This window comes from Caballeronia novacaledonica (assembly GCF_900258035.1).
GTDB classification, from domain to species: Bacteria; Pseudomonadota; Gammaproteobacteria; order Burkholderiales; family Burkholderiaceae; genus Caballeronia; species Caballeronia novacaledonica.
On record NZ_OGTP01000015.1, the window covers coordinates 15,743 to 34,734 of the forward strand.

An 18,992-nucleotide genomic window follows, 5' to 3' on the forward strand; every position below is an offset into this window, starting at 1 on the left:
CGAATCGAAGAGGAACGAACGATGGAAAACATGCGATACGAATATCCCGCCAAACGGCCCGTGACGCGCCGCGCGCACGTCGGCGTGGTCGGCTCGGGCGATCTCGAAGTGCTGCTCTCGCCCTCGCAGAACGCGAACGCGGAAGTGGTGATCCGCACGAGCGTCGATGGTTACGGCCACGTATGGAAAAGTGTGCTCGACCGCTTCTTCCAGCGCTACGACGGCGCGGCGAAGATCGAGCTGAACGATTTCGGCGCGACACCCGGCGTCGTCATGCTGCGGCTGAACGAAGCCGTCGAAGCGAGCGAAGGAGACACGCCATGAACGCGCACGACACGTTTCTCGCGCGGCACAGCTTCATCGAACTGACGGCGCGCGAACGGACGCGGGCGCTCTTCGACAAGGGCACGTTCCGCGAACTGCTCGGCCCGTTCGAGCAGATCGAATCGCCGTGGCTCGCGATGCAGAACATCGTCTGCCAGGCGGACGACGGCGCGGTCATCGCGCGCGGCACGCTCGGCGGCGAGCCCGCGCTGATCGCCGCGATCGAACCCGCGTTTCAGGGCGGCAGCATCGGCGAAGTGTCGGGCGCGAAGATCGCCGCGGCGCTCGAAATGGCGCTGGGCGAGTTCGAAGCCGGACGCGCGATCCGCCCCGTCGTGCTGTTCGAAACCGGCGGCGTGCGCTTGCAGGAAGCCAATCTCGGGCTCGCGGCCATCGCGGAGATTCAGGCGGCGATCGTCGCGCTGCGGGCTCATGTGCCCGTGGTCGGCGTGATCGGCGGGATGGTCGGCTGCTTCGGCGGCATGTCGCTCGCGGCCGCGCTCTGCACCGAACTCGTGATGACGCGTCAGGCGCGGCTCGGCATGAACGGGCCGGAAGTGATCGAACAGGAAGCGGGCATCGAAGAACTCGATTCGGGCGACCGGCGCCTGATCTGGTCGATGATCGGCGGCGAGGAACGCGTCGCGGTCGGGCTCGCGGATACGCTCGTCGAAGACGATACCGATCAGGTCCGCGACGCCGTGCTCGCCGCGTTCGAACGCGGCGTGCCGAAACGGCATCGCACCGAAGACGTCGACGGCTTCATCGCGCGGCTTGCGCAAGTGAATCCGGACGCGATCGATCCCGACACACTGCGCACACTCTGGGGCACATCATGACCGACGCACTTTCTCGCGGCGAACGCTGGCTCGACGCGCTGACTTCGCCCTCCACGCGAACGGCAAGCGGACCGGTCCGCGCCCGCGACGGCCAGCTCGACGGCGAACGCGCCAGCTTCTTCGCCGTCGTGCCCGATCCGCAAAACCGCTTTGTCCGCGCGACCGATAACGTCGTCGGACTCGAACAAGGCTGGCTGCTCGCGCGCGCCGTGCGCGAAGTCATCGACGCCGATCGCGATGCCGGCGTGAAGCGCCCGATCGTCGCCGTCGTCGACGTGAAAAGCCAGGCGTACGGACGCCGCGAAGAACTGCTCGGCGTCCATCTCGCGTGCGCGGCCGCCGTCGATGCCTACGCGAGCGCGCGGCTCGCGGGTCATCCGGTGATCGCGCTGATCGTCGGGCCGGCGATGTCGGGCGCGTACCTCGCGCACGGCTATCAGGCGAACCGCATCGTCGCACTCGACGCGCCCGGCACGGCCGTCCACGCGATGGGCAAGGAAGCCGCCGCGCGTGTCACGCGACGCAGCGTCGAAAGCCTTGACGCACTCGGCGACGCCGTCCTGCCGATGTCGTACAAGATGAGCGCGTACGCGAAGCTCGGCTTGCTGCACGAACTGATCGAAGGCGTCGATGCCGACGCGCCCTCTTCCGCCGATATCGAGCGCCTGAAAGCGTCGCTCGCCGCCGCGGTGAAGGACGCGCGCAACGGTCCGCGCGACCTGTCGTCCCGGCTCGCTTCCGCCGATGCGAAGCGCACGCGCGCGGCGTCGATCGAAGTGCGCAGGCGCATGCGCGAGCAGTGGAGCGCGTGATGAACCGGACGCCGCGTCCGCACGATCTGCTCGGGCTCGCGCCCGGCGCGCGGTTCGTCGATGAAGCGCCGGATTGGGCCGGTGCGTCGCTTGCGCGCGCGCCGTTCGTCGTCGTGCGGCGCGCGCCGTGTCTCGGCGATGCGATCGCGGTCGGCGTGCGCGGTGCGACGCGCGGCGAGCGCTTCGGCACGTGGATCGAGCCGCGCTGGATCGAAGCGATTTTCACGCCGGAAGATCTGCGCATGCGCGCACCCGATTCCGCGCGAGCCGCCCTGCCCGCGTTCGCGCTGCTGCGCGCGCTGCCTTCGATCATCGATCGATACGGCCTCGCCTGGGGCCCGGCCGGCAGCGCCGGCTTCGAACTCGCGAGCGCGACGCCGACGATCACGCGCGACAGCGACCTCGATATCGTCGTGCGCGCGCCGTCGCCGTTGCCGCGCGCCGACGCATCGTCGCTCTTCGACGCGCTCTCGCACGCCGCGCAGACGGTGGGCACGCGCATCGACGTGCAGATCGAAACCCCCGACGCGGCGTTCTCGCTCGCCGAATTCGCGCGCGCCGGTCTGCGCGTGATGCTGCGGCACGCACACGGCCCACGGCTCGTCGACGATCCGTGGACGGCGGCATGATCGCGTATCTCTTTCCAGGACAAGGCGCGCAGACGCCCGGCTTTCTGCATCGCCTCGGCGGCGCTGCGCCGCATCCGGCGATTGCGCGCACGCTCGCGGAAGCGTCCGCCGCGCTCGGCGAAGACGTGCTCACGCTCGATACCGCCGATGCCCTTGCATCGACGGTCGCCGTGCAGGTCGCGCTCCTCGTCGCGGGCGTCGCGGCGGCGCGTGCGCTCGCGGACGAGGGCATCGAGCCGGAAGCGGTCGCGGGGCTGTCGGTCGGCGCGTATGGCGCGGCGGTCGTCAGCGGCGCGATCGCCTTCGACGACGCACTGAAGCTCGTGCGCCTGCGCGCCCGGTCGATGGAAGAGGCGTATCCGCGCGGTTACGGCATGCTCGCGGTGCTCGGGCTGAACGAAAGCGAGATTGCCCGCGCGATCGCCGACAGCGGCGCCGACGCCTACATCGGCAATCTGAACGCGCCGCGCCAGATCGTCGTGTCGGGCAGCGATGCCGCGCTCGCGAAATTGCGCGAGATCGTTCTGTCGCGCGGCGCGCGCAAGGCCGAACGGCTCAGCGTGAGCGTGCCGTCGCATTGCGTGCTGCTCGAAGGCGCCGCCGAACGCCTGATCGACGCGGCGCGCGACGTGCGTATCGACACGCCGCGCATCGCGTATGTCGGCAACCGTGGCGCGCGCGTGCTGCGACGCGCCGACGCCATCCGCGAAGACCTCGCCACCAATCTGCGTTATCCGGTGCGCTGGCACGATTCGACCATCGCGCTTTCCGAACTCGGCGCGCATGTTTTCGTGGAGATGCCGCCGGGACAGACGCTTGCCCAGCTCGCCGCCGAATCGCTGCCCGACGCCGCGGCGATCGCGATGGACGCGTCGCCCGCCGCGTCCGTGGCCGCCCGTGTGCGCGCCGCCTGCCGCCGCGCGCAGAACTGATTCGATTCGCGTACACCATTGATTCGATTGTTTGTCGTTTCGTTGTCAGGTTTTGTAAGAAAATCGGAATTTTCGGATAGCGAGCGGGTCGATCTGCGTCGAGCATGACGGCCCGACCCGCTCCAATGCGGGCCCGAAACCACAACGAAACGAAGAGGCAAACATGAGCATCATCCGTTTGGCAATCGCGGCAACGGCAGTCACCGCGCTCGCCGCGTGCAGCGGCGCCGGCAGCCTGAATCCGCAGTCGCTCACGCAATCGGGACAACTCGCCTCGCAGGCACTCATGCTGAGCGACAGCGACGTGCGCACGCTCTCCAACAAGTCGTGCACGCAGATGGACAGCGAGAACAAGATCGCGCCGGCGTCGAGCCAGTACACGCAGCGCCTGAACAAGATCTCCAAGCAGCTCGGCGACAACATCAACGGCGTGGCCGTCAACTACAAGGTCTACATGACGAAGGACGTCAATGCGTGGGCGATGGCCAACGGCTGCGTGCGCGTCTACAGCGGCCTCATGGACCTGATGAACGACGACGAAGTGCGCGGCGTCGTCGGGCACGAAATGGGTCACGTCGCGCTCGGCCACACGAAAAAGGCGATGCAGGTTGCGTACGCGACGTCGGCGGCACGCTCGATGGCGGGCGCCAGCACGGGCGTGATCGCGAGCCTTTCGGGATCGCAGCTCGGCGATCTGACCGAGAAGTTCGTCAACGCGCAGTTCTCGCAATCGCAGGAAAGCGCCGCCGACGATTACTCGTTCGACATGCAAAAGAAGAAGGGCTACAGCCCGGCGGGCCTCGTCACGGCGTTCCAGAAACTCGCATCGATCGATGGCGGGCGTTCGAGCATGCTCGACTCGCATCCGTCGTCGCCGGCGCGCGCGAAGCATATTCAGGATCGGATCGCGTCTGGAAAGTAACGCGAACGTGAACAATGCGCGCGTGGCCACGCGCGCATTGGCGGATGACAAAACCGAAGATGGTTCGCTCAGGATGGCGAACCAATCTGCGAACACGAGAGCCGACGCTACAAAAGAAAAAGCCCCGCAAGTTTTTAAGCTTGCGGGGCCTTTCTACGACAACTGGCGGAGACGGAGGGATTCGAACCCTCGATCCAGTTTTTAGCCAGATGCTCCCTTAGCAGGGGAGTGCCTTCGACCTCTCGGCCACGTCTCCCAAACTTTTCGTTGCACCGGGAGTGCAGTGCAACGAGATCGAGATAATAGCGTGTTCGCAGGCGCGGGTCAAATTCGCACGATTATTTTTTTCAAAACCGTCACTAGCGAATGGCCCCGCTCCGCAAACCGCAACGCAACGGCGCGCGAGCCTTCACATGCGCGTCATATGCAATCAGGCGCGGTCGAGCTCGAACGCCTTGTGCAGCGCGCGCACGGCGAGTTCGGTGTACTTCTCGTCGATCAGCACCGAAATCTTGATTTCCGACGTGGAGATCATCTGGATGTTGATGCCCTCTTCCGACAGCGTGCGGAACATCGTGCTCGCGATGCCCACGTGCGAGCGCATGCCGACGCCCACGACCGACACTTTCGACACCTTCGGGTCGCCCAGCACGGTTTCCGCCTGAACGTGACCCTTCACCTGGCCATTCAGGATTTCGAGCGCGCGCTGATAGTCGCCGCGGCCGACCGTGAACGTGAAGTCGGTCTTGCCGTTCACGCTCTGGTTCTGAATGATCATGTCGATGTCGATGTTCGCATCGGCGACCGGCCCGAGAATCTGATACGCGACGCCCGGCTTGTCGGGCACGCCCATGACCGCGATGCGCGCTTCGTCGCGCTGGAACGCGATGCCAGAAATCACTGCTTTTTCCATGTTCTCGTCTTCTTCAAAAGTAATCAGGGTGCCGGAGTGCATCTCGTCGGCGAGCGGCATCAGCGGATCGGTCAGGCTGGAGAGCACGCGCGTCTTCACCTGATACTTGCCGGCGAATTCCACCGAGCGGATCTGCAGCACCTTCGAGCCGAGGCTCGCCATTTCCAGCATTTCCTCGAAGGTCACGCGATCGAGCCGGCGCGCTTCTTCGACGACGCGCGGGTCGGTCGTGTAGACGCCGTCGACGTCGGTGTAGATCAGGCATTCGTCCGCCTTCATGGCCGCGGCGATCGCCACCGCCGACGTGTCCGAGCCGCCGCGGCCGAGCGTGGCGATATGACCTTCGGGATCGACGCCCTGGAAGCCCGTGATGACCACGACCTTGCCCGCGTCGAGATCCTTCAGCACGCGCTCGCCGTCGATTTCGCTGATGCGCGCCTTCGTGAACGCGCTGTCCGTCTTGATCGGCACTTGCCAGCCGGCGTAGCTCACGGCGTCGAGGCCTTCGGCGTGCAGCGCGATGGCGAGAAGCCCCACGCTCACCTGCTCGCCGGTAGAGGCAATCATGTCGAGTTCGCGCAGGTCCGGGTCGGCCTTGATGTCTTTCGCGAGACCGAGCAGGCGGTTGGTTTCGCCGGACATCGCCGAGGGCACGACGACCATCTTGTGGCCGGCCTTATGCCATTTGGCGACGCGCTTGGCGACGTTCTTGATGCGCTCGACCGAGCCCATCGAAGTGCCGCCGTATTTGTGTACGATGAGTGCCATTGTCGTTTTGAACTGGAGGGAAAACCGCGCTTCACGCACGTTGGCGCGAGAGCGCTTGAGACTCGCGCCCGATTTGCTTCAGGGGATGTCGAAGCCTGCGAACAGCGGGCGCTGCCGCACGCCCGTCGCGCGCGCTCGCACGGATGGCGTACGCGGCGCACGGATGCGTCGATGCGGGCGAAATCGAGTCTTTTGAACGCAGATGCCGCGCAAAAACGCGCTTGGGCGAAACGAGTTACCGTACCCGATCGAAGCCGAAATTACAAGATGGAGCGCCCGCGACGGCGATTTTGCCGGCTTCGGCACGACGGCCGTTCAGCGCGCCCTACGCCAGCAGCAAATCCGGCCGCCACGAAATGCGGCGCAGCGGACCATGCGCCGCGCTCGCCGCCGCTTCGCGATTGACGCCCACGTGCGGCACGAACAGCAACGCCTCGCCGACGAAAAGCAGCGGCACATCGCGCTTCCACGCGGGCACGCCGCGCTCCTGAAAAAGATTCTTGAGCGTGCGGCTCGGCGCTTCGGCCGCGACGCGCATGCGTTCGCCGCCGGCACGGGAGCGCGCGGCGAGCGGCGCGGCGCGCAACACGCCCTCGCCGACGACATCGTCGGCCGGTTCATCGACCGACTCGAACACGAACGAGCCGCGCCATTGCGGCAGACGCCACACCTCTTCGCCCTGCCATTGCAGTTCCATCGCGGTCTTGAACGCGGGCGCGCCTTCGTCGAGATCGGGCGCGTCGCCGCTGTCGCCCGGCTCCCAGAACAGCACATTGCGATAGACGCGCAAGCTATGCCCCGCATGATCGACGCGCAACGCGTGGCCGTCGCGCGCAGCGGCGGCATCGCGCAACTGGCGCAGCATGTCGGCGATGCGCGCCGTCGATGCCGCGAGCAAGCCGCGCGAGCGAATCCAGAAACGCATGAGGTTGATCGCGCGGTCGTCGTCGAGGGCGAGGAACGCGTCGAGCGTCAGCGCGCCCTCTTCGCTCGCGCTCTGCACCTGCGCGAAATCGATGCGCGCAAGTTGATCCAGCAGCCGCTGCGCCGACGCCGCGTGCGACGCCGTGCGCGCGAGCGCATCGCGAAAACCGGGGAAATGCACCGCGAGCACGGGCAGCACGTCGTGCCGCAACGCGTTGCGCGAATAGCGCGTGTCGCCGTTGGACTCGTCGTCGATCCAGCTCAAGTCGCGCTCGTGCGCATATTGCTCGAGTTGCGCGCGCAGCAAGCGCAATAGCGGACGCAGACGCGGCACCGCGCCGTCCGCCCGCTGCGGCGCCATCGCCGCGAGGCCCGCGACGCCCGCGCCGCGCAGCAGTTGCAGCAGCACGGTTTCGGCCTGATCGTCGGCGTGATGCGCGATCAGGAGTGCGTGCGCGCCTTGTTCGTCGCAGAGATCGTCGAGCGCGCGATAACGCGCATCGCGCGCCGCCGCTTCGAGACTTTCGCCGCCCGCGCGCGCGACATCGACATGACGGGCGGCGTAACGCACGTCGAGCGACGCCGCAAAGCCCTCGCACTGCGTGGCCCACGCGTTCGCGTTGGGGCTCAGGCCGTGATGAACATGCAGCGCGACGACCCGCCGCGCGCCGAAGCAGCGCACGGCCGCGTCGAGCAGCACGGTGGAGTCGAGTCCGCCGCTCAGCGCGACCGCAAGCAGTGCATCGGAAGAAAGCGCCGCGTCCGAAACCGTCGCGCACACCGCCTCGAAGACGAGGCGGCCGGCGGGGGTTTCGTTATCGGATGTCACGAGCGTTCGTGAAAGATGAGATGCCGACGATGGCGGGATTACGCGCCCGGCAGCGATTCCTTGTACTTGCCGTACGCCATCAGCTTCTCGAAGCGGCGCTCGCGCAAGTCGTTGACGCTCATGCCCTGGAACTGACGCAGCGAATCGGCGAGCGCGCGGCGCAGGAGCGCGGCCATGCCCTTCGCATCGCGATGCGCGCCGCCGAGCGGCTCGTTCACGATCTTGTCGATGAGACCGAGCGCCTTCAGGCGATGCGCCGTGAGACCGAGCGCTTCGGCCGCTTCCGGCGCCTTCGCCGCGCTCTTCCACAGAATCGACGCGCAGCCTTCGGGCGAGATCACCGAGTAGGTGGAGAACTGCAGCATCATCACGGTGTCGGCGACCGCGATCGCGAGCGCGCCGCCGGAGCCCCCTTCGCCGATGATCGTCGTGATGATCGGCGTCTTGAGCTCGGCCATCACATACAGATTGCGTCCGATGGCTTCGGACTGTCCGCGCTCTTCCGCGCCGATGCCCGGATACGCGCCCGGCGTATCGACGAACGTGAAGATCGGCAGGCTGAACTTCTCGGCCGTGCGCATCAGACGCTCGGCCTTGCGATAACCCTCGGGGCGCGGCATGCCGAAGTTGCGCAGCGCGCGCTCCTTCGTGTCGCGGCCCTTCTGATGGCCGATCACCATGCACGGCTGGCCATTGAAACGCGCGAAGCCGCCGACGATCGCGAGGTCGTCCGCGAAGGCGCGGTCGCCATGCAGTTCGTGGAAATCGGTGAAAAGCTCGCTAACGTAGTCAAGCGTGTACGGGCGCTGCGGGTGACGCGCGATCTGCGAAACCTGCCAGGGCGAGAGGTTCGCGTAGAGATCCTTCGTGAGCTGCTGGCTCTTTTTCGACAGCCGCTCGATTTCTTCCGAAATATCGACAGCGGAATCGTCCTGAACGAAGCGGAGTTCTTCGATCTTCGCTTCGAGTTCAGCGATCGGCTGCTCGAAATCCAGAAACGTGGTCTTCATATGTTCGAGTCCTAGAACATCGGGCAGCGCGTATTCTAACCGCGTCCGTCCCTCAAAAATTCGCGCGGGAACTATCGATTATAAATCAACGATAGCCCGCGAAATTCGCGCGTCCTGCGCGTGGGTATTTTAGTGATCCGCCGGGATCGGATTGAGACTGCGCCACATGTACCAGGTCGCGACCGTGCGCCACGGCTCCCAGTTCGCGGCCACTTCGCGCGCTTCGCTGCGCGTCACCGGTTCGCCGCTGAAGTAGTTGACGCTGATGGCCTGAATCAGCCCGAGATCGTCGAGCGGCAAAACGTCCGGGCGCGACAGATTGAAGATGAGGAACATCTCGGCGGTCCATCGGCCGATGCCGCGAATCTGCGTGAGCTCGGCGATCACGGCTTCGTCGTCCATCGACGTCCATGCATCGACATGCAGCGCGCCGGATTCGAAATGCTGCGCGAGATCGAGGATGTATTCGGCCTTGCGTCGCGACAACCCGCACGCCTGCAGCTTCTCATGGCCGAGCCGGATGAAATGCGCGGGATGCACCTCCGGGCATGCGCCCTTCACGCGTTCCCAGATGGCTTGCGCGGCCTTCACGGAAATCTGCTGGCCGGCCACCGAGCGCGCGAGCGTCGAGAACGGATCGCCGAGATTGACGAGATGAATCTCGCCGAACTTCGGGATCAGCTTCTTGAGAATGCGGTCGCGCTTCATGAGATCGGCGCATGCGCGATCCCAGTAGTCGGGACGAACGACTTCGCGCGTGAGCCCGCCGATCTGCACGGGCACAGCAGCGTCCGACGTGACGACGCGCGACTTGCGCACGACCTCGCCGCGCTCCGCGACGAGCGCCTGCGCGTTCGCGCCATCGCCGGCGACGGCGCGGCCGTTGCCCTTCGCGGGCGACGCTTCGGCTTCTTCCGTGCCCGCCTTCGATGGCCGCGCGACTCCGTTCAGGCGCGCAGCCTTCTCGGGTTTCGCCGCCTTGAGCGCGACGCCTTTGGCCGTCTTGCGGCTGCCCGTCGCGCTTGCGCCATCGATCTTCTGCGTGTTCGCTTTCGTTTGCGCGACGCGCGTGCGCTTTGCCGCGCCCGACGCATCGCTGACAGACGCGGGTCGCTTGACCGGCGTCTTCCTGGCCGTTGCCATCTTGCCTCCTGCCTGGTGAGTCGATCAGAGGGTTCGAATGGCCGCGTTCAAACGCGGCGCCATTCGGTCGACCCACCCGGTTTGTCTTCAAGCGCAATACCGGCTTCGAGCAATTCGGCGCGAATCCGGTCTGCTTCGGCGTAGTTCTTCGCCTGCTTCGCGGCAATGCGTCCGGCGATCTTCGCTTCGATCTCCTGCGGCGAGAGCCGCGGCTCCGAACCCGTGCCGCTCGCCTGCTGCAGGAACGAACGCGGTTCGCGCCCGAGCAGACCGAGCACGCCCGCGAGCCCCTTGAGCTGCCGGGCGAGCGCGGGATCGCGCGTACGATTCACTTCGCTCGCGAGATCGAACAACACGGACACGGCCACCGGCGTGTTGAAGTCGTCGTTCATCGCAGACTGGAAACGCTGCGCGTTCGCCTCGTTCCAGTCAAGTTGCTGATTGTCCGGCTCGACATCCTTCAACGCCGTATATAGGCGCGTCAATGCGTTCTTCGCATCGTCGATATGCACGTCGCTGTAATTCAGCGGCGAACGATAGTGTGCCCGCGCAATAAAGAAGCGCACGACTTCGGCATCAAATTTTTCAAGGACTTCGCGGATCGTGAAGAAGTTGCCGAGCGACTTCGACATCTTCTCGTTGTCGATCTGCACGTAGCCGTTGTGCATCCAGTAGTTCACGAAGGGCTTGCCGGTCGCGCCTTCGCTCTGCGCGATCTCGTTCTCGTGATGCGGGAACTGCAGGTCCATGCCGCCGCCGTGGATGTCGAACTGCTCGCCGAGCAACGTGCAACCCATCGCGGAACATTCGATGTGCCAGCCCGGACGGCCGCGGCCCCACTTCGAGTCCCAGCCGGAGTCGGCGGGCTCGTCGGCCTTCGCCTGCTTCCACAGCACGAAGTCGAGCGGATCTTCCTTCGCGTCGTTCGCGGCGACGCGCTCGCCCGCGCGCAGGTCTTCGATCGACTTGCCCGAAAGCTTGCCGTAGTCGGCGAACTTGCGCACCGCGTAGTTCACGTCGCCGTCCTTCGCCTGGTACGCGTAGCCGTTCGCGTGCAATGCATCGATCATGCCGAGCATCTGCGGGATGAAGTCGGTCGCGCGCGGCTCGATGTCCGGGCGCGCGACGCCGAGCGCGCTGGCATCTTCGTGCATCGCCGTGATGAAGCGATGCGTGAGCGATTTGATCGGCTCGTTGTTCTCGACCGCGCGGCGGATGATCTTGTCGTCGATGTCCGTGATGTTCTGCACGTACGTGACCTTGTAGCCGAGCGCGCGCAGCCATCGTTGCACGATATCGAATACCACCATCACGCGCGCATGACCGATGTGACAATAGTCATAAACCGTCATTCCGCAGACATACATGCGTACCTCGCCGGCTTTGAGCGGCGTGAAGGGTTGCTTGTCACGGGCGAGCGTGTTGTAGATGCGCAGCGAGTTCATAGAAGGCGAAGCATGGACCTGAGTCAACCGTGTGCCGGGCAGCAGGCGGCGTGATCGATGCGCGAGGGAGCAAACGAGACCCACACGCGAGCACGAACACGACGGTCATGCGACCAGGACGGAAGCGGCCACGAGTGGCGAAAGACTGTCTGGCGTCAATGCGGCATGCGTGCCCGGAGAACCAGGCGCAAGACACGTGCGCGGGACGTGCAGACCTTTTGTTAGAATGGGTCGGAGTATAACACCGGGACTTGAGCCTATGAAATGTCGAAGCGGCCGCGCTCCGGGCTTTGCAAGCCGCGCTCCGGGCCCGGCTGAAAGCCTTGCCGGACACTGTGCCGCATTGGGCAATTCTGCTCGCTCCTTCGTCCTCGCGATCGTTCACGCCTCCACGCGCTCGCGGTCTCTTTCGCCGCTTTCGTGGCTTCTTTCGCTGCATCATTCATTGAATCGATTCCAAGTGACTCATCGCAAAGCGCGCACGTCTCTGCAACTCTCTTGCCGGTTCGCTTCGCGGACGCTCGGCATCGCCACAATCGCTTTCGCCGCATGCGTCGGCATGTCCGCAGGCGCGCTCGCGCAAACCTCGAGCGCCACGCGCGACGACACGCCGCAAGTCGATTCGGCCATCGCGAACAAAGACTGGAACGCCGCGCTCAAGCAACTCGATGCGCGCATCGCGAGCAATCCGCGCGACGTGCAGGCGAAGTTCAAGCGCGCCACCGTGCTCGCGCGCCTGAACCGCGACGACGACGCCATCGCCGCGTTCACCGAGCTCACGCAGGCCTATCCCGAACTGCCCGAGCCGTACAACAACCTGGCCGCGCTCTACGCGAAGAAAGGCCGCTACGAAGACGCGCGCGCCGCGCTCGAAACGGCGGTCAAGGCGAATCCCGGCTACGCGCTCGCCTACGACAACCTGGGCGATCTTTATCTTCGTCTCGCGAGCGAGTCGTACAAGCGCGCGCAATCGCTCGGCTCGAAGAGCCCGCTCACGGGCCAGCGCATCGCGGCGATCCAGAACATCTACACGCCCCCGAAGAAGCGCGCGGCCGCGGCCGAGGGCGCATCGGCAACGGGCGCGGCCATCGCGCCGCACCCGGCCGCCGACGAATGGGCGCCCGCGTCCGGCGCCGTGTCGCCGGCCATGCCTTCGCCCGACGAATACTCGCCGTTCGGCGGCCCGACCGGCCCGCTGCCGACCACGCCCTATGTCGCGCCGAAAACGCAGCCGTAAGCGCCCTTCGCCGCTGACTATTCGCATTCACCCAACGAGGATCGATCCTTCATGAAATTCCTGATGTTGGCGCTTTCGAGCGCTGCCCTGATTGCGAGCGCGCCGGCGTTCGCCCAGCCGAATGCGCAGGCCGCGCACCCCAACGTGCTCTTCAAGACCACGCAAGGCGACATCAAGGTCGAGCTGTATCCCGAGAAGGCGCCGAAGACCGTCGCGAACTTTCTCGACTACGTGAAGTCCGGTCAGTACAGCGGCACGATCTTTCATCGCGTGATTCCGGGCTTCATGATCCAGGGCGGCGGCTTCAGCACGAGCTTCGCCGAGAAGCCGACGCGCGCGCCGATTCCGCTCGAAAGCAAGAACGGTCTGAAGAACGTCACGGGCACGCTCGCGATGGCGCGCACCAGCGACCCGAACTCGGCCACCGCGCAGTTCTTCATCAATACGGTCGATAATGCGGGTCTCGACTATCCGAGCCCGGACGGCAACGGCTATGCCGTGTTCGGCAAGGTCGTCGCGGGCATGGACGTCGTGAAGAAGATCGAAGGCAGCCCGACCACCACGCGCGGCCCGATGCAGGACGTGCCGCAAAAGCCGACCGTGATCGAGTCGGCCACCGTGGTCTCGCAGTAACGTCGAACAAGCGCGCGGGCGCATCGCATGCGCCCGCTCATCAACACACCGGAGAGCATCATCATGGTCGAACTACATACGAACCACGGCGTCATCAAGCTGGAACTGGACGCCGAAAAAGCGCCGAAGTCCGTCGAGAACTTCCTCAACTACGTGAAGAAGGGTCATTACGACAACACCGTGTTCCATCGCGTGATCGACGGCTTCATGATTCAGGGCGGCGGTTTCGAGCCGGGCATGAACCAGAAGCCGACCGATGCGCCGGTCAACAACGAAGCCAACAACGGCCTCACGAACGACACCGGCACGATCGCGATGGCGCGCACGAACGACCCGCATTCGGCGACCGCGCAGTTCTTCATCAACGTGAAGGACAACGACTTCCTGAACCACTCGTCGCCGACGCCGCAAGGCTGGGGCTATACCGTGTTCGGCCGTGTCGTCGAAGGCATGGATGTGGTCGAGAAGATCAAGAAGGTCAAGACCGGCTCGAAGGGCTTCCATCAGGATGTGCCGGTCGACGACGTGGTGATCGAGAAGGCCGTCGTGGTCTGATCACGGTCATTGCATGATCGATACGAAGACTTCAGTCGATCGCGAAGCAGCGGGTGCAGCGAACAACGCGCGCCCGCTGTTTTTCATTGCCGATCTGCATCTCTCGGAAGCGATTCCGAAAACGGTCGCCGCCTTCGAGCATTTCATCGAGGTCACGGCGAACGACGCCGACTCCGTATTCATACTCGGTGACCTTTTCGAGTTCTGGATCGGCGACGACATCCTCGACGGTCCCGCCGCCGACCCGCGCGCCGGCTTCGCGCGCCGCATGACACGCGTCATGCACACGCTCTCGGAACGCGGCATCGGGCTGTACGTGATGCACGGCAATCGCGATTTCCTGCTGGGCAAGCGTTTCATGAAAGATGCGGGCGCGCTGCCCCTGCCCGACCCGTTCGTGATCACCGCGTTCGGCAAGCGCGTCGTGCTCGCCCACGGCGACGGCCTGTGCACGGCGGATCGCGGCTATCAGGGCTTTCGCAAATTCGCGCGCAACAGGTTCGCGCAGCGGCTCTTTCTGGCGTTGCCGCTCGACACGCGCCTCGGCATAGGCCAGCGCATGCGCACGAAAAGCGAAGGCGCGCGCGTGACCGGCGTCGACGCGAAATACGATGTCACGAGGCGCGCGGTCTCGCGGCTTTTCATGAGCAGCCGCACGAGTACGCTGATTCACGGCCACACGCATCGTCCGGCGATGCATCGCGAAGTCGAAGGCGTGCGCTGGGTTCTGCCCGACTGGGAACTCGACGCGAACACGCCGCGCGGCGGCTATCTGCGCCTCGACGGCGAAGGCGTGCGCGCGCTGCCGCTCTAACGTTCGAGCGGCGCGGCGCGCTCTTCCGTCACTTTGCCGTCCATCGAGGTGCACAGGCGCTTGAGATCGACGAGCGCGGCGCCGTCGGCGGCATTGAGCGCTTCCACGCGCGCCCCGAGCCGCTCCAGCGCCGCGACGATGTCGTCGATGCGCTGCGTCTGCGTCGACGCGTGATCGATCAGCCCGTGGATCGCGAGCGACACCGGATCGTCCGCGTTCGGCGTGATGCCGTAGGCGCAGAACCCTTCCTGCTTCGTTTCCTTCGGTTTCGACACCGCCGGCATCACGATGCGCGCCGGATTGCCCACCGCCGTGCCGCCCGCCGGCACCGGCTTCACGACCACCGCGTTCGAGCCGATCTTCGCATCTTCGCCGACGGTGAAGCCGCCGAGCACCTTCGCGCCCGCTCCGACGACCACGCCGCGCCCGAGCGTCGGATGGCGCTTCGCGCCGCGCGTGAGCGACGTTCCGCCGAGCGTCACGCCCTGATAGATCGTGCAGTCGTCGCCGATTTCCGCCGTCTCGCCGATCACCACGCCCATGCCGTGATCGATGAACACGCGCCGCCCGAGCGTCGCGCCCGGATGAATCTCGATGCCCGTGAGAAAGCGCGCGATCTGCGACACGAACCGCGCAAGCCAGCGCGATTGCCCGCGCCAGCACGCATGCGCGAAGCGATGCAGGACGATCGCGTGCAGCCCGGGATAGCACGTGACGACTTCCCAGGCGCTGCGGGCGGCGGGATCGCGCTCGCGGATGGCGGCGATGTCTTCGCGAAGTCGGTCGAACATGGCGATGTCTCTCAAGGGGGAACGAGCGCTTTGCACGGAACGCGCAAAGCTTATATCGGCTGTCGCCGTTTTTCGCCGATTGTAGGACGAGCACGGAGAGTTCGCTCGATGCCCACGACGGCAGCGCGGTCGCTGCCGCCGGCGAACGAGAGCACGCGCGTTCTAGTCTTTCTTCGCGTGCAGCAGAATGTGCTTCGCCATTCCGCGGAGGATATTCACCTCTTCGTGCTCCAGCCCCGCGCGCGCGAAAAGCCGCCGCATGCGCGACATCAGCTTTTTCGGATTGGCCGGATCGAGGAAATCGAGCGCGACGAGCGCGTCTTCGAGATGCGCGTACATGCCTTCGATTTCATCGCTCGACGCGCTCTGCCCCGCCGATTCGACGACGGCGAGCGGATTCGCGGGCGCCTGAAACGCGAGCCGCAGTTCGTAGGCGAGCACCTGGACGGCCTGCGCGAGATTGAGCGAGCTGTACGCGGGATTGGCGGGAATGTGCGCGAGCGCGCTGCAGCGCTCGACATCCGCGTTCGACAGCCCCGTGCGCTCGTTGCCGAACACGAGCGCGATGTCGCCGTGACGCACGAATTCGTGCGCGCGTCCGGCGAGCGCGCGCGGCGGCATCTGCGGCGGACCGTATTCGCGCATGCGCGCCGTGAGCGCGACCGACCAGCGCACGCCCACGAGCGCATCGGCGAGCGTATCGACGACGTGCGCGGATGCGAGGACGTCGTCGGCGCCGGAGGCCATCGCGATCGCTTCGGGCTCGTTCTTGACATCGGGAATGCGCGGCGCGACGAGCACGAGGCGCGCGAAGCCCATGGTCTTCAACGCGCGCGCGGCCGCGCCGACATTGCCGGGATGACTCGGCTCGACGAGGATGAAGCGCGTGGAGGTGAAGCCGCCTCCCGGCGCGGAAAGTTCGTTGGGTTCCAAGGCGCGATGTGTGCTGAATGTTCGAACCCGATATGTTAACGCGCTTTGCCGAAGCCGCGAAAACGCACGGCCACTTTCGGGTAAAATGGCGCGTTCGCGCGTCGCGAACGGTTTTTCATCCAGTCGAACCTTCGCGCTGACGCACCGCTCTTATTCAATTCGTCTTTCGTCGACATAGTCGTTGTCGCCAATTTTTCCGTCCGCGCATTCATTTCATTATGAGCGCGCCGGCGGTCAGAGGATTTCGCTCATGCATCCGATGCTCAACATCGCTGTCAAGGCCGCACGCCGCGCCGGACAGATCATCAATCGCGCGTCGCTCGACCTGGACCGCGTCCAGGTCAGCAAGAAACAGCACAACGACTTCGTGACGGAAGTCGACAAGGCGTCCGAAGCCGCCATCATCGAGACGCTGCACACCGCCTATCCCGACCACTCCATCCTCGCCGAAGAATCCGGCGAAACGGATCGCGAGTCGGAGTTTCAGTGGATCATCGATCCGCTCGACGGCACCACCAACTTCATCCACGGCTTCCCGTACTACTGCGTATCGATCGCGCTCGCGCACAAAGGCATCGTGCAGCAGGCGGTCATCTACGATCCGACGCGCAACGATCTCTTCACCGCATCGCGCGGCCGCGGCGCGTATCTGAACGAACGGCGCATCCGCGTCGGCAAGCTGGATCGTCTGTCGGATGCGCTCATCGGCACGGGCTTTCCGTTCCGCGACGGCCAGGGTCTCAACGGCTACATGCGCCTCTTCAGCGAAATGACGCTGTCGTGCGCGGGCTTGCGCCGTCCGGGCGCCGCCGCGCTCGATCTCGCGAACGTCGCGGCCGGCCGTCTCGACGGTTTCTTCGAACAGGGCATTCATCCGTGGGACGTGGCGGCGGGCAGCCTGCTCGTGACCGAAGCGGGCGGGCTCGTCGGCAACTACACCGGCGAATCGGATTTCCTGTTCAAGAACGAGATCGTCGCCGCCAATCCGAAGGTGTACGCGCAGATGATCAAGATTCTCGACCCGTACTCGCGCACGCGTCTGACCGGCGAATAAGCCCCATCGACGGGGCGCGCCCTGCGCTCCGTCGTTTTCCCTTCTCCCGCGCCCCGGGCGCGCCGCCTGCTCTGCAACGAATGCGGGGCTCCGTTACAGTGCCAACTTTGCCCTCGCGTCCGCAAGGGCAATGCGCGCTCGTCCCTCGTCTTGCGCCGCGCCACACGTCACGCCAGCTCATGAAGAAAGGCTTCTACACGATCATCGCCGCGCAGTTCGTTTCGTCGCTCGCCGACAATGCGCTGCTGATCGCCGCGATCGCCATGCTCGCCGTCGTGCATTCGGCGCCGTGGGTCACGCCGCTTCTGCAAATCTTCTTCACGATTTCGTACGTGGTGCTCGCACCATTCGTGGGCGCATTCGCCGACGCCATCCAGAAACGCCGCGTCATGTTCGTCTCGAACGCGCTCAAGGCGGCCGGCTGCGCGATGATGATCGCGGGCGTGCATCCGATGATCGCTTATGGCGTCGTCGGTCTCGGCGCGGCCGCTTATTCGCCCGCGAAGTACGGCATTCTCACCGAACTCCTGCCGCCGCAGAAGCTGATCGCGGCGAACGCGTGGCTCGAATCCGCGACCGTCGGCTCGACGATTCTCGGCACCGTCATCGGCGGCGCGCTCGTGAGCCAGGTCGTCGCGGGCTGGGTCGCGCACGCGCATCTGCCGCTCGTGAGCAGCGCCGCGCACGCCGCGCTGTTCGCCGTGATGGTGATCTATGCGTCGGCGGCCGTCATCAACGTGTTCATTCCGGACACCGGCGCGCGCTATCCGAATCTTTTGACCGAGCCGACGAAGCTCGTCCACGATTTCTCGCATTGCTTCAAGGTGTTGTGGAAGGACAAGCTCGCGCAGATCGCGCTCTGGGTCACGACGCTGCTGTGGGGCGCGGCCGTCACGCTGCAATTGCTCGTGCTCAAATGGGCCGACGCGAACCTCGGCCTGTCGCTCTCGAAGGCCGCCGTCCTGCAGGGCGTGACGGGCGTGGGCATCGCGCTCGGCGCGGCGGCGGCGTCCGCGTGGATCGTGTTGCGCCGGTCGCTCAAGGTGCTGCCGGTGGGCGTGCTCATCGGCGCGGTATCGGTCGCGATGGCGTTCTACAACAAGGATCTGTTTCCGGCGGGTTCGGGCGTGCATATCGGCCCGCTGTTCGCGCCGTCGTACATTCTGATGGCGTATCCGCTGATGATCGCCCTAGGCGGCTTGTCCGGCTTTTTCATCGTGCCGATGAACGCGATCCTGCAGCATCGCGGCGCGACGCTGCTCTCCGCCGGGCATTCCATCGCGGTGCAGAACTTCAACCAGAATCTCGCCGTGCTCGCCATGCTCGGCGCCTATGCGCTGCTTCTGACGATCAAGGTTCCGGTGCAGTGGATCATCGTCGTGTTCGGTCTTTTCGTGTGCCTGATGATGGCGCTCGCGATGCGCCGCCACACGCAAAACGAACGTGAAACGGATCTCGTTGCGCTCGTCGAGGAATGAACCTTGC

The 18,992-nt window shown here is 65.3% G+C and carries 19 protein-coding genes and 1 tRNA gene; 12 read left to right on the forward strand and 8 right to left on the reverse strand.

The features are described 5' to 3' along the window. Positions 1–21 precede the first annotated feature (21 nt). The 6 genes from NOV72_RS20230 (at position 22) to loiP (ending at position 4,458) form a co-directional block, all read left to right on the forward strand. The gene (locus NOV72_RS20230; protein WP_106856370.1) at positions 22–324 is read left to right on the forward strand and encodes a malonate decarboxylase subunit delta; all 303 of its coding nucleotides are present in this window, start codon (positions 22–24) and stop codon (positions 322–324) included. Continuing rightward, positions 321–1,163: a biotin-independent malonate decarboxylase subunit beta gene (locus NOV72_RS20235; RefSeq protein WP_106856371.1), complete on the forward strand. Its 843-nt coding sequence runs from the start codon at positions 321–323 to the stop codon at positions 1,161–1,163. Before NOV72_RS20230 ends, NOV72_RS20235 begins: the two co-directional genes overlap by 4 nt. Beyond that, positions 1,160–1,975 (forward strand): biotin-independent malonate decarboxylase subunit gamma, encoded by an 816-nt coding sequence (mdcE, locus tag NOV72_RS20240; RefSeq protein WP_106856372.1) that lies wholly within the window; start codon positions 1,160–1,162, stop codon positions 1,973–1,975. Before NOV72_RS20235 ends, mdcE begins: the two co-directional genes overlap by 4 nt. Next, positions 1,975–2,604, forward strand: coding sequence for a malonate decarboxylase holo-ACP synthase (locus NOV72_RS20245; protein WP_245933104.1), 630 nt, complete (start codon positions 1,975–1,977; stop codon positions 2,602–2,604). The genes mdcE and NOV72_RS20245 overlap by 1 nt, the downstream gene beginning before the upstream one ends. Next, positions 2,601–3,536, forward strand: coding sequence for a malonate decarboxylase subunit epsilon (gene mdcH, locus NOV72_RS20250; protein ID WP_106856495.1), 936 nt, complete (start codon positions 2,601–2,603; stop codon positions 3,534–3,536). The genes NOV72_RS20245 and mdcH overlap by 4 nt, the downstream gene beginning before the upstream one ends. A gap of 163 nt (positions 3,537–3,699) precedes the next feature. Continuing rightward, a complete protein-coding gene (gene loiP / locus NOV72_RS20255; protein ID WP_106856374.1) occupies positions 3,700–4,458 on the forward strand; it encodes a metalloprotease LoiP in 759 nt (252 codons plus the stop codon). Between the two features lie 163 nt (positions 4,459–4,621). Here the strand turns inward: loiP and NOV72_RS20260 are convergent. From NOV72_RS20260 to cysS, 6 genes are all read right to left on the reverse strand, one after another. Continuing rightward, positions 4,622–4,714 (reverse strand) — tRNA-Ser (locus NOV72_RS20260). Positions 4,715–4,888: 174 nt separating this feature from the next. Next, positions 4,889–6,139, reverse strand: coding sequence for an aspartate kinase (locus NOV72_RS20265; protein WP_106856375.1), 1,251 nt, complete (start codon positions 6,137–6,139; stop codon positions 4,889–4,891). A gap of 325 nt (positions 6,140–6,464) precedes the next feature. Beyond that, positions 6,465–7,892: a tRNA lysidine(34) synthetase TilS gene (gene tilS / locus NOV72_RS20270; RefSeq protein ID WP_106856376.1), complete on the reverse strand. Its 1,428-nt coding sequence runs from the start codon at positions 7,890–7,892 to the stop codon at positions 6,465–6,467. A gap of 38 nt (positions 7,893–7,930) precedes the next feature. After that, positions 7,931–8,902 carry an acetyl-CoA carboxylase carboxyltransferase subunit alpha gene (locus tag NOV72_RS20275; protein ID WP_061119638.1) on the reverse strand — a complete coding sequence of 324 codons (972 nt, stop codon included), beginning with the start codon at positions 8,900–8,902 and terminating at the stop codon, positions 7,931–7,933. Between the two features lie 129 nt (positions 8,903–9,031). Next, a complete protein-coding gene (locus tag NOV72_RS20280; RefSeq protein WP_106856377.1) occupies positions 9,032–10,045 on the reverse strand; it encodes an endonuclease III domain-containing protein in 1,014 nt (337 codons plus the stop codon). Between the two features lie 47 nt (positions 10,046–10,092). Next, the gene (cysS, locus tag NOV72_RS20285; RefSeq protein WP_106856378.1) at positions 10,093–11,490 is read right to left on the reverse strand and encodes a cysteine--tRNA ligase; all 1,398 of its coding nucleotides are present in this window, start codon (positions 11,488–11,490) and stop codon (positions 10,093–10,095) included. Positions 11,491–12,025: 535 nt separating this feature from the next. Between cysS and NOV72_RS20290 the strand changes: the two genes are divergently transcribed. From NOV72_RS20290 to NOV72_RS20305, 4 genes are all read left to right on the forward strand, one after another. After that, a complete protein-coding gene (locus NOV72_RS20290) occupies positions 12,026–12,727 on the forward strand; it encodes a tetratricopeptide repeat protein (protein WP_425428742.1) in 702 nt (233 codons plus the stop codon). A gap of 51 nt (positions 12,728–12,778) precedes the next feature. After that, on the forward strand, positions 12,779–13,360 hold the full coding sequence (locus NOV72_RS20295; protein WP_106856379.1) for a peptidylprolyl isomerase: 582 nt from the start codon (positions 12,779–12,781) through the stop codon (positions 13,358–13,360). A gap of 63 nt (positions 13,361–13,423) precedes the next feature. Next, positions 13,424–13,915, forward strand: a complete 492-nt coding sequence (locus tag NOV72_RS20300) for a peptidylprolyl isomerase (RefSeq protein ID WP_106856497.1) — start codon at positions 13,424–13,426, stop codon at positions 13,913–13,915. A gap of 13 nt (positions 13,916–13,928) precedes the next feature. Next, positions 13,929–14,729, forward strand: a complete 801-nt coding sequence (locus tag NOV72_RS20305) for a UDP-2,3-diacylglucosamine diphosphatase (RefSeq protein WP_106856380.1) — start codon at positions 13,929–13,931, stop codon at positions 14,727–14,729. Here the strand turns inward: NOV72_RS20305 and cysE are convergent. Next, a complete protein-coding gene (cysE, locus tag NOV72_RS20310) occupies positions 14,726–15,520 on the reverse strand; it encodes a serine O-acetyltransferase (protein ID WP_106856381.1) in 795 nt (264 codons plus the stop codon). The genes NOV72_RS20305 and cysE overlap by 4 nt on opposite strands. Positions 15,521–15,682: 162 nt before the next feature. After that, positions 15,683–16,453 (reverse strand): RNA methyltransferase, encoded by a 771-nt coding sequence (locus tag NOV72_RS20315; RefSeq protein WP_106856382.1) that lies wholly within the window; start codon positions 16,451–16,453, stop codon positions 15,683–15,685. Between the two features lie 250 nt (positions 16,454–16,703). Here NOV72_RS20315 and NOV72_RS20320 point away from each other — a divergent pair, with 250 nt between their 5' ends. Both NOV72_RS20320 and lplT read left to right on the forward strand, forming a co-directional pair. Beyond that, on the forward strand, positions 16,704–17,507 hold the full coding sequence (locus NOV72_RS20320) for an inositol monophosphatase family protein (RefSeq protein ID WP_106856498.1): 804 nt from the start codon (positions 16,704–16,706) through the stop codon (positions 17,505–17,507). Positions 17,508–17,686: 179 nt separating this feature from the next. Then, entirely contained in the window at positions 17,687–18,985 is a 1,299-nt protein-coding gene (lplT, locus tag NOV72_RS20325) for a lysophospholipid transporter LplT (protein ID WP_106856383.1), read from the forward strand. Positions 18,986–18,992: the final 7 nt, after the last annotated feature.

Excerpts from the sequence above, each read along its gene's own strand:
- lplT (WP_106856383.1), top strand. The coding sequence starts at position 17,687 with ATGAAGAAAGGCTTCTACACGATCATCGCCGCGCAGTTCGTTTCGTCG.
- NOV72_RS20245 (WP_245933104.1), top strand. The coding sequence starts at position 1,975 with ATGAACCGGACGCCGCGTCCGCACGATCTGCTCGGGCTCGCGCCCGGC.
- NOV72_RS20265 (WP_106856375.1), bottom strand. The coding sequence starts at position 6,139 with ATGGCACTCATCGTACACAAATACGGCGGCACTTCGATGGGCTCGGTC.
- NOV72_RS20235 (WP_106856371.1), top strand. The coding sequence starts at position 321 with ATGAACGCGCACGACACGTTTCTCGCGCGGCACAGCTTCATCGAACTG.
- mdcE (WP_106856372.1), top strand. The coding sequence starts at position 1,160 with ATGACCGACGCACTTTCTCGCGGCGAACGCTGGCTCGACGCGCTGACT.
- NOV72_RS20230 (WP_106856370.1), top strand. The coding sequence starts at position 22 with ATGGAAAACATGCGATACGAATATCCCGCCAAACGGCCCGTGACGCGC.
- NOV72_RS20320 (WP_106856498.1), top strand. The coding sequence starts at position 16,704 with ATGCATCCGATGCTCAACATCGCTGTCAAGGCCGCACGCCGCGCCGGA.
- NOV72_RS20280 (WP_106856377.1), bottom strand. The coding sequence starts at position 10,045 with ATGGCAACGGCCAGGAAGACGCCGGTCAAGCGACCCGCGTCTGTCAGC.
- NOV72_RS20305 (WP_106856380.1), top strand. The coding sequence starts at position 13,929 with ATGATCGATACGAAGACTTCAGTCGATCGCGAAGCAGCGGGTGCAGCG.
- cysE (WP_106856381.1), bottom strand. The coding sequence starts at position 15,520 with ATGTTCGACCGACTTCGCGAAGACATCGCCGCCATCCGCGAGCGCGAT.
- loiP (WP_106856374.1), top strand. The coding sequence starts at position 3,700 with ATGAGCATCATCCGTTTGGCAATCGCGGCAACGGCAGTCACCGCGCTC.
- NOV72_RS20300 (WP_106856497.1), top strand. The coding sequence starts at position 13,424 with ATGGTCGAACTACATACGAACCACGGCGTCATCAAGCTGGAACTGGAC.
- NOV72_RS20275 (WP_061119638.1), bottom strand. The coding sequence starts at position 8,902 with ATGAAGACCACGTTTCTGGATTTCGAGCAGCCGATCGCTGAACTCGAA.
- cysS (WP_106856378.1), bottom strand. The coding sequence starts at position 11,490 with ATGAACTCGCTGCGCATCTACAACACGCTCGCCCGTGACAAGCAACCC.
- NOV72_RS20295 (WP_106856379.1), top strand. The coding sequence starts at position 12,779 with ATGAAATTCCTGATGTTGGCGCTTTCGAGCGCTGCCCTGATTGCGAGC.
- mdcH (WP_106856495.1), top strand. The coding sequence starts at position 2,601 with ATGATCGCGTATCTCTTTCCAGGACAAGGCGCGCAGACGCCCGGCTTT.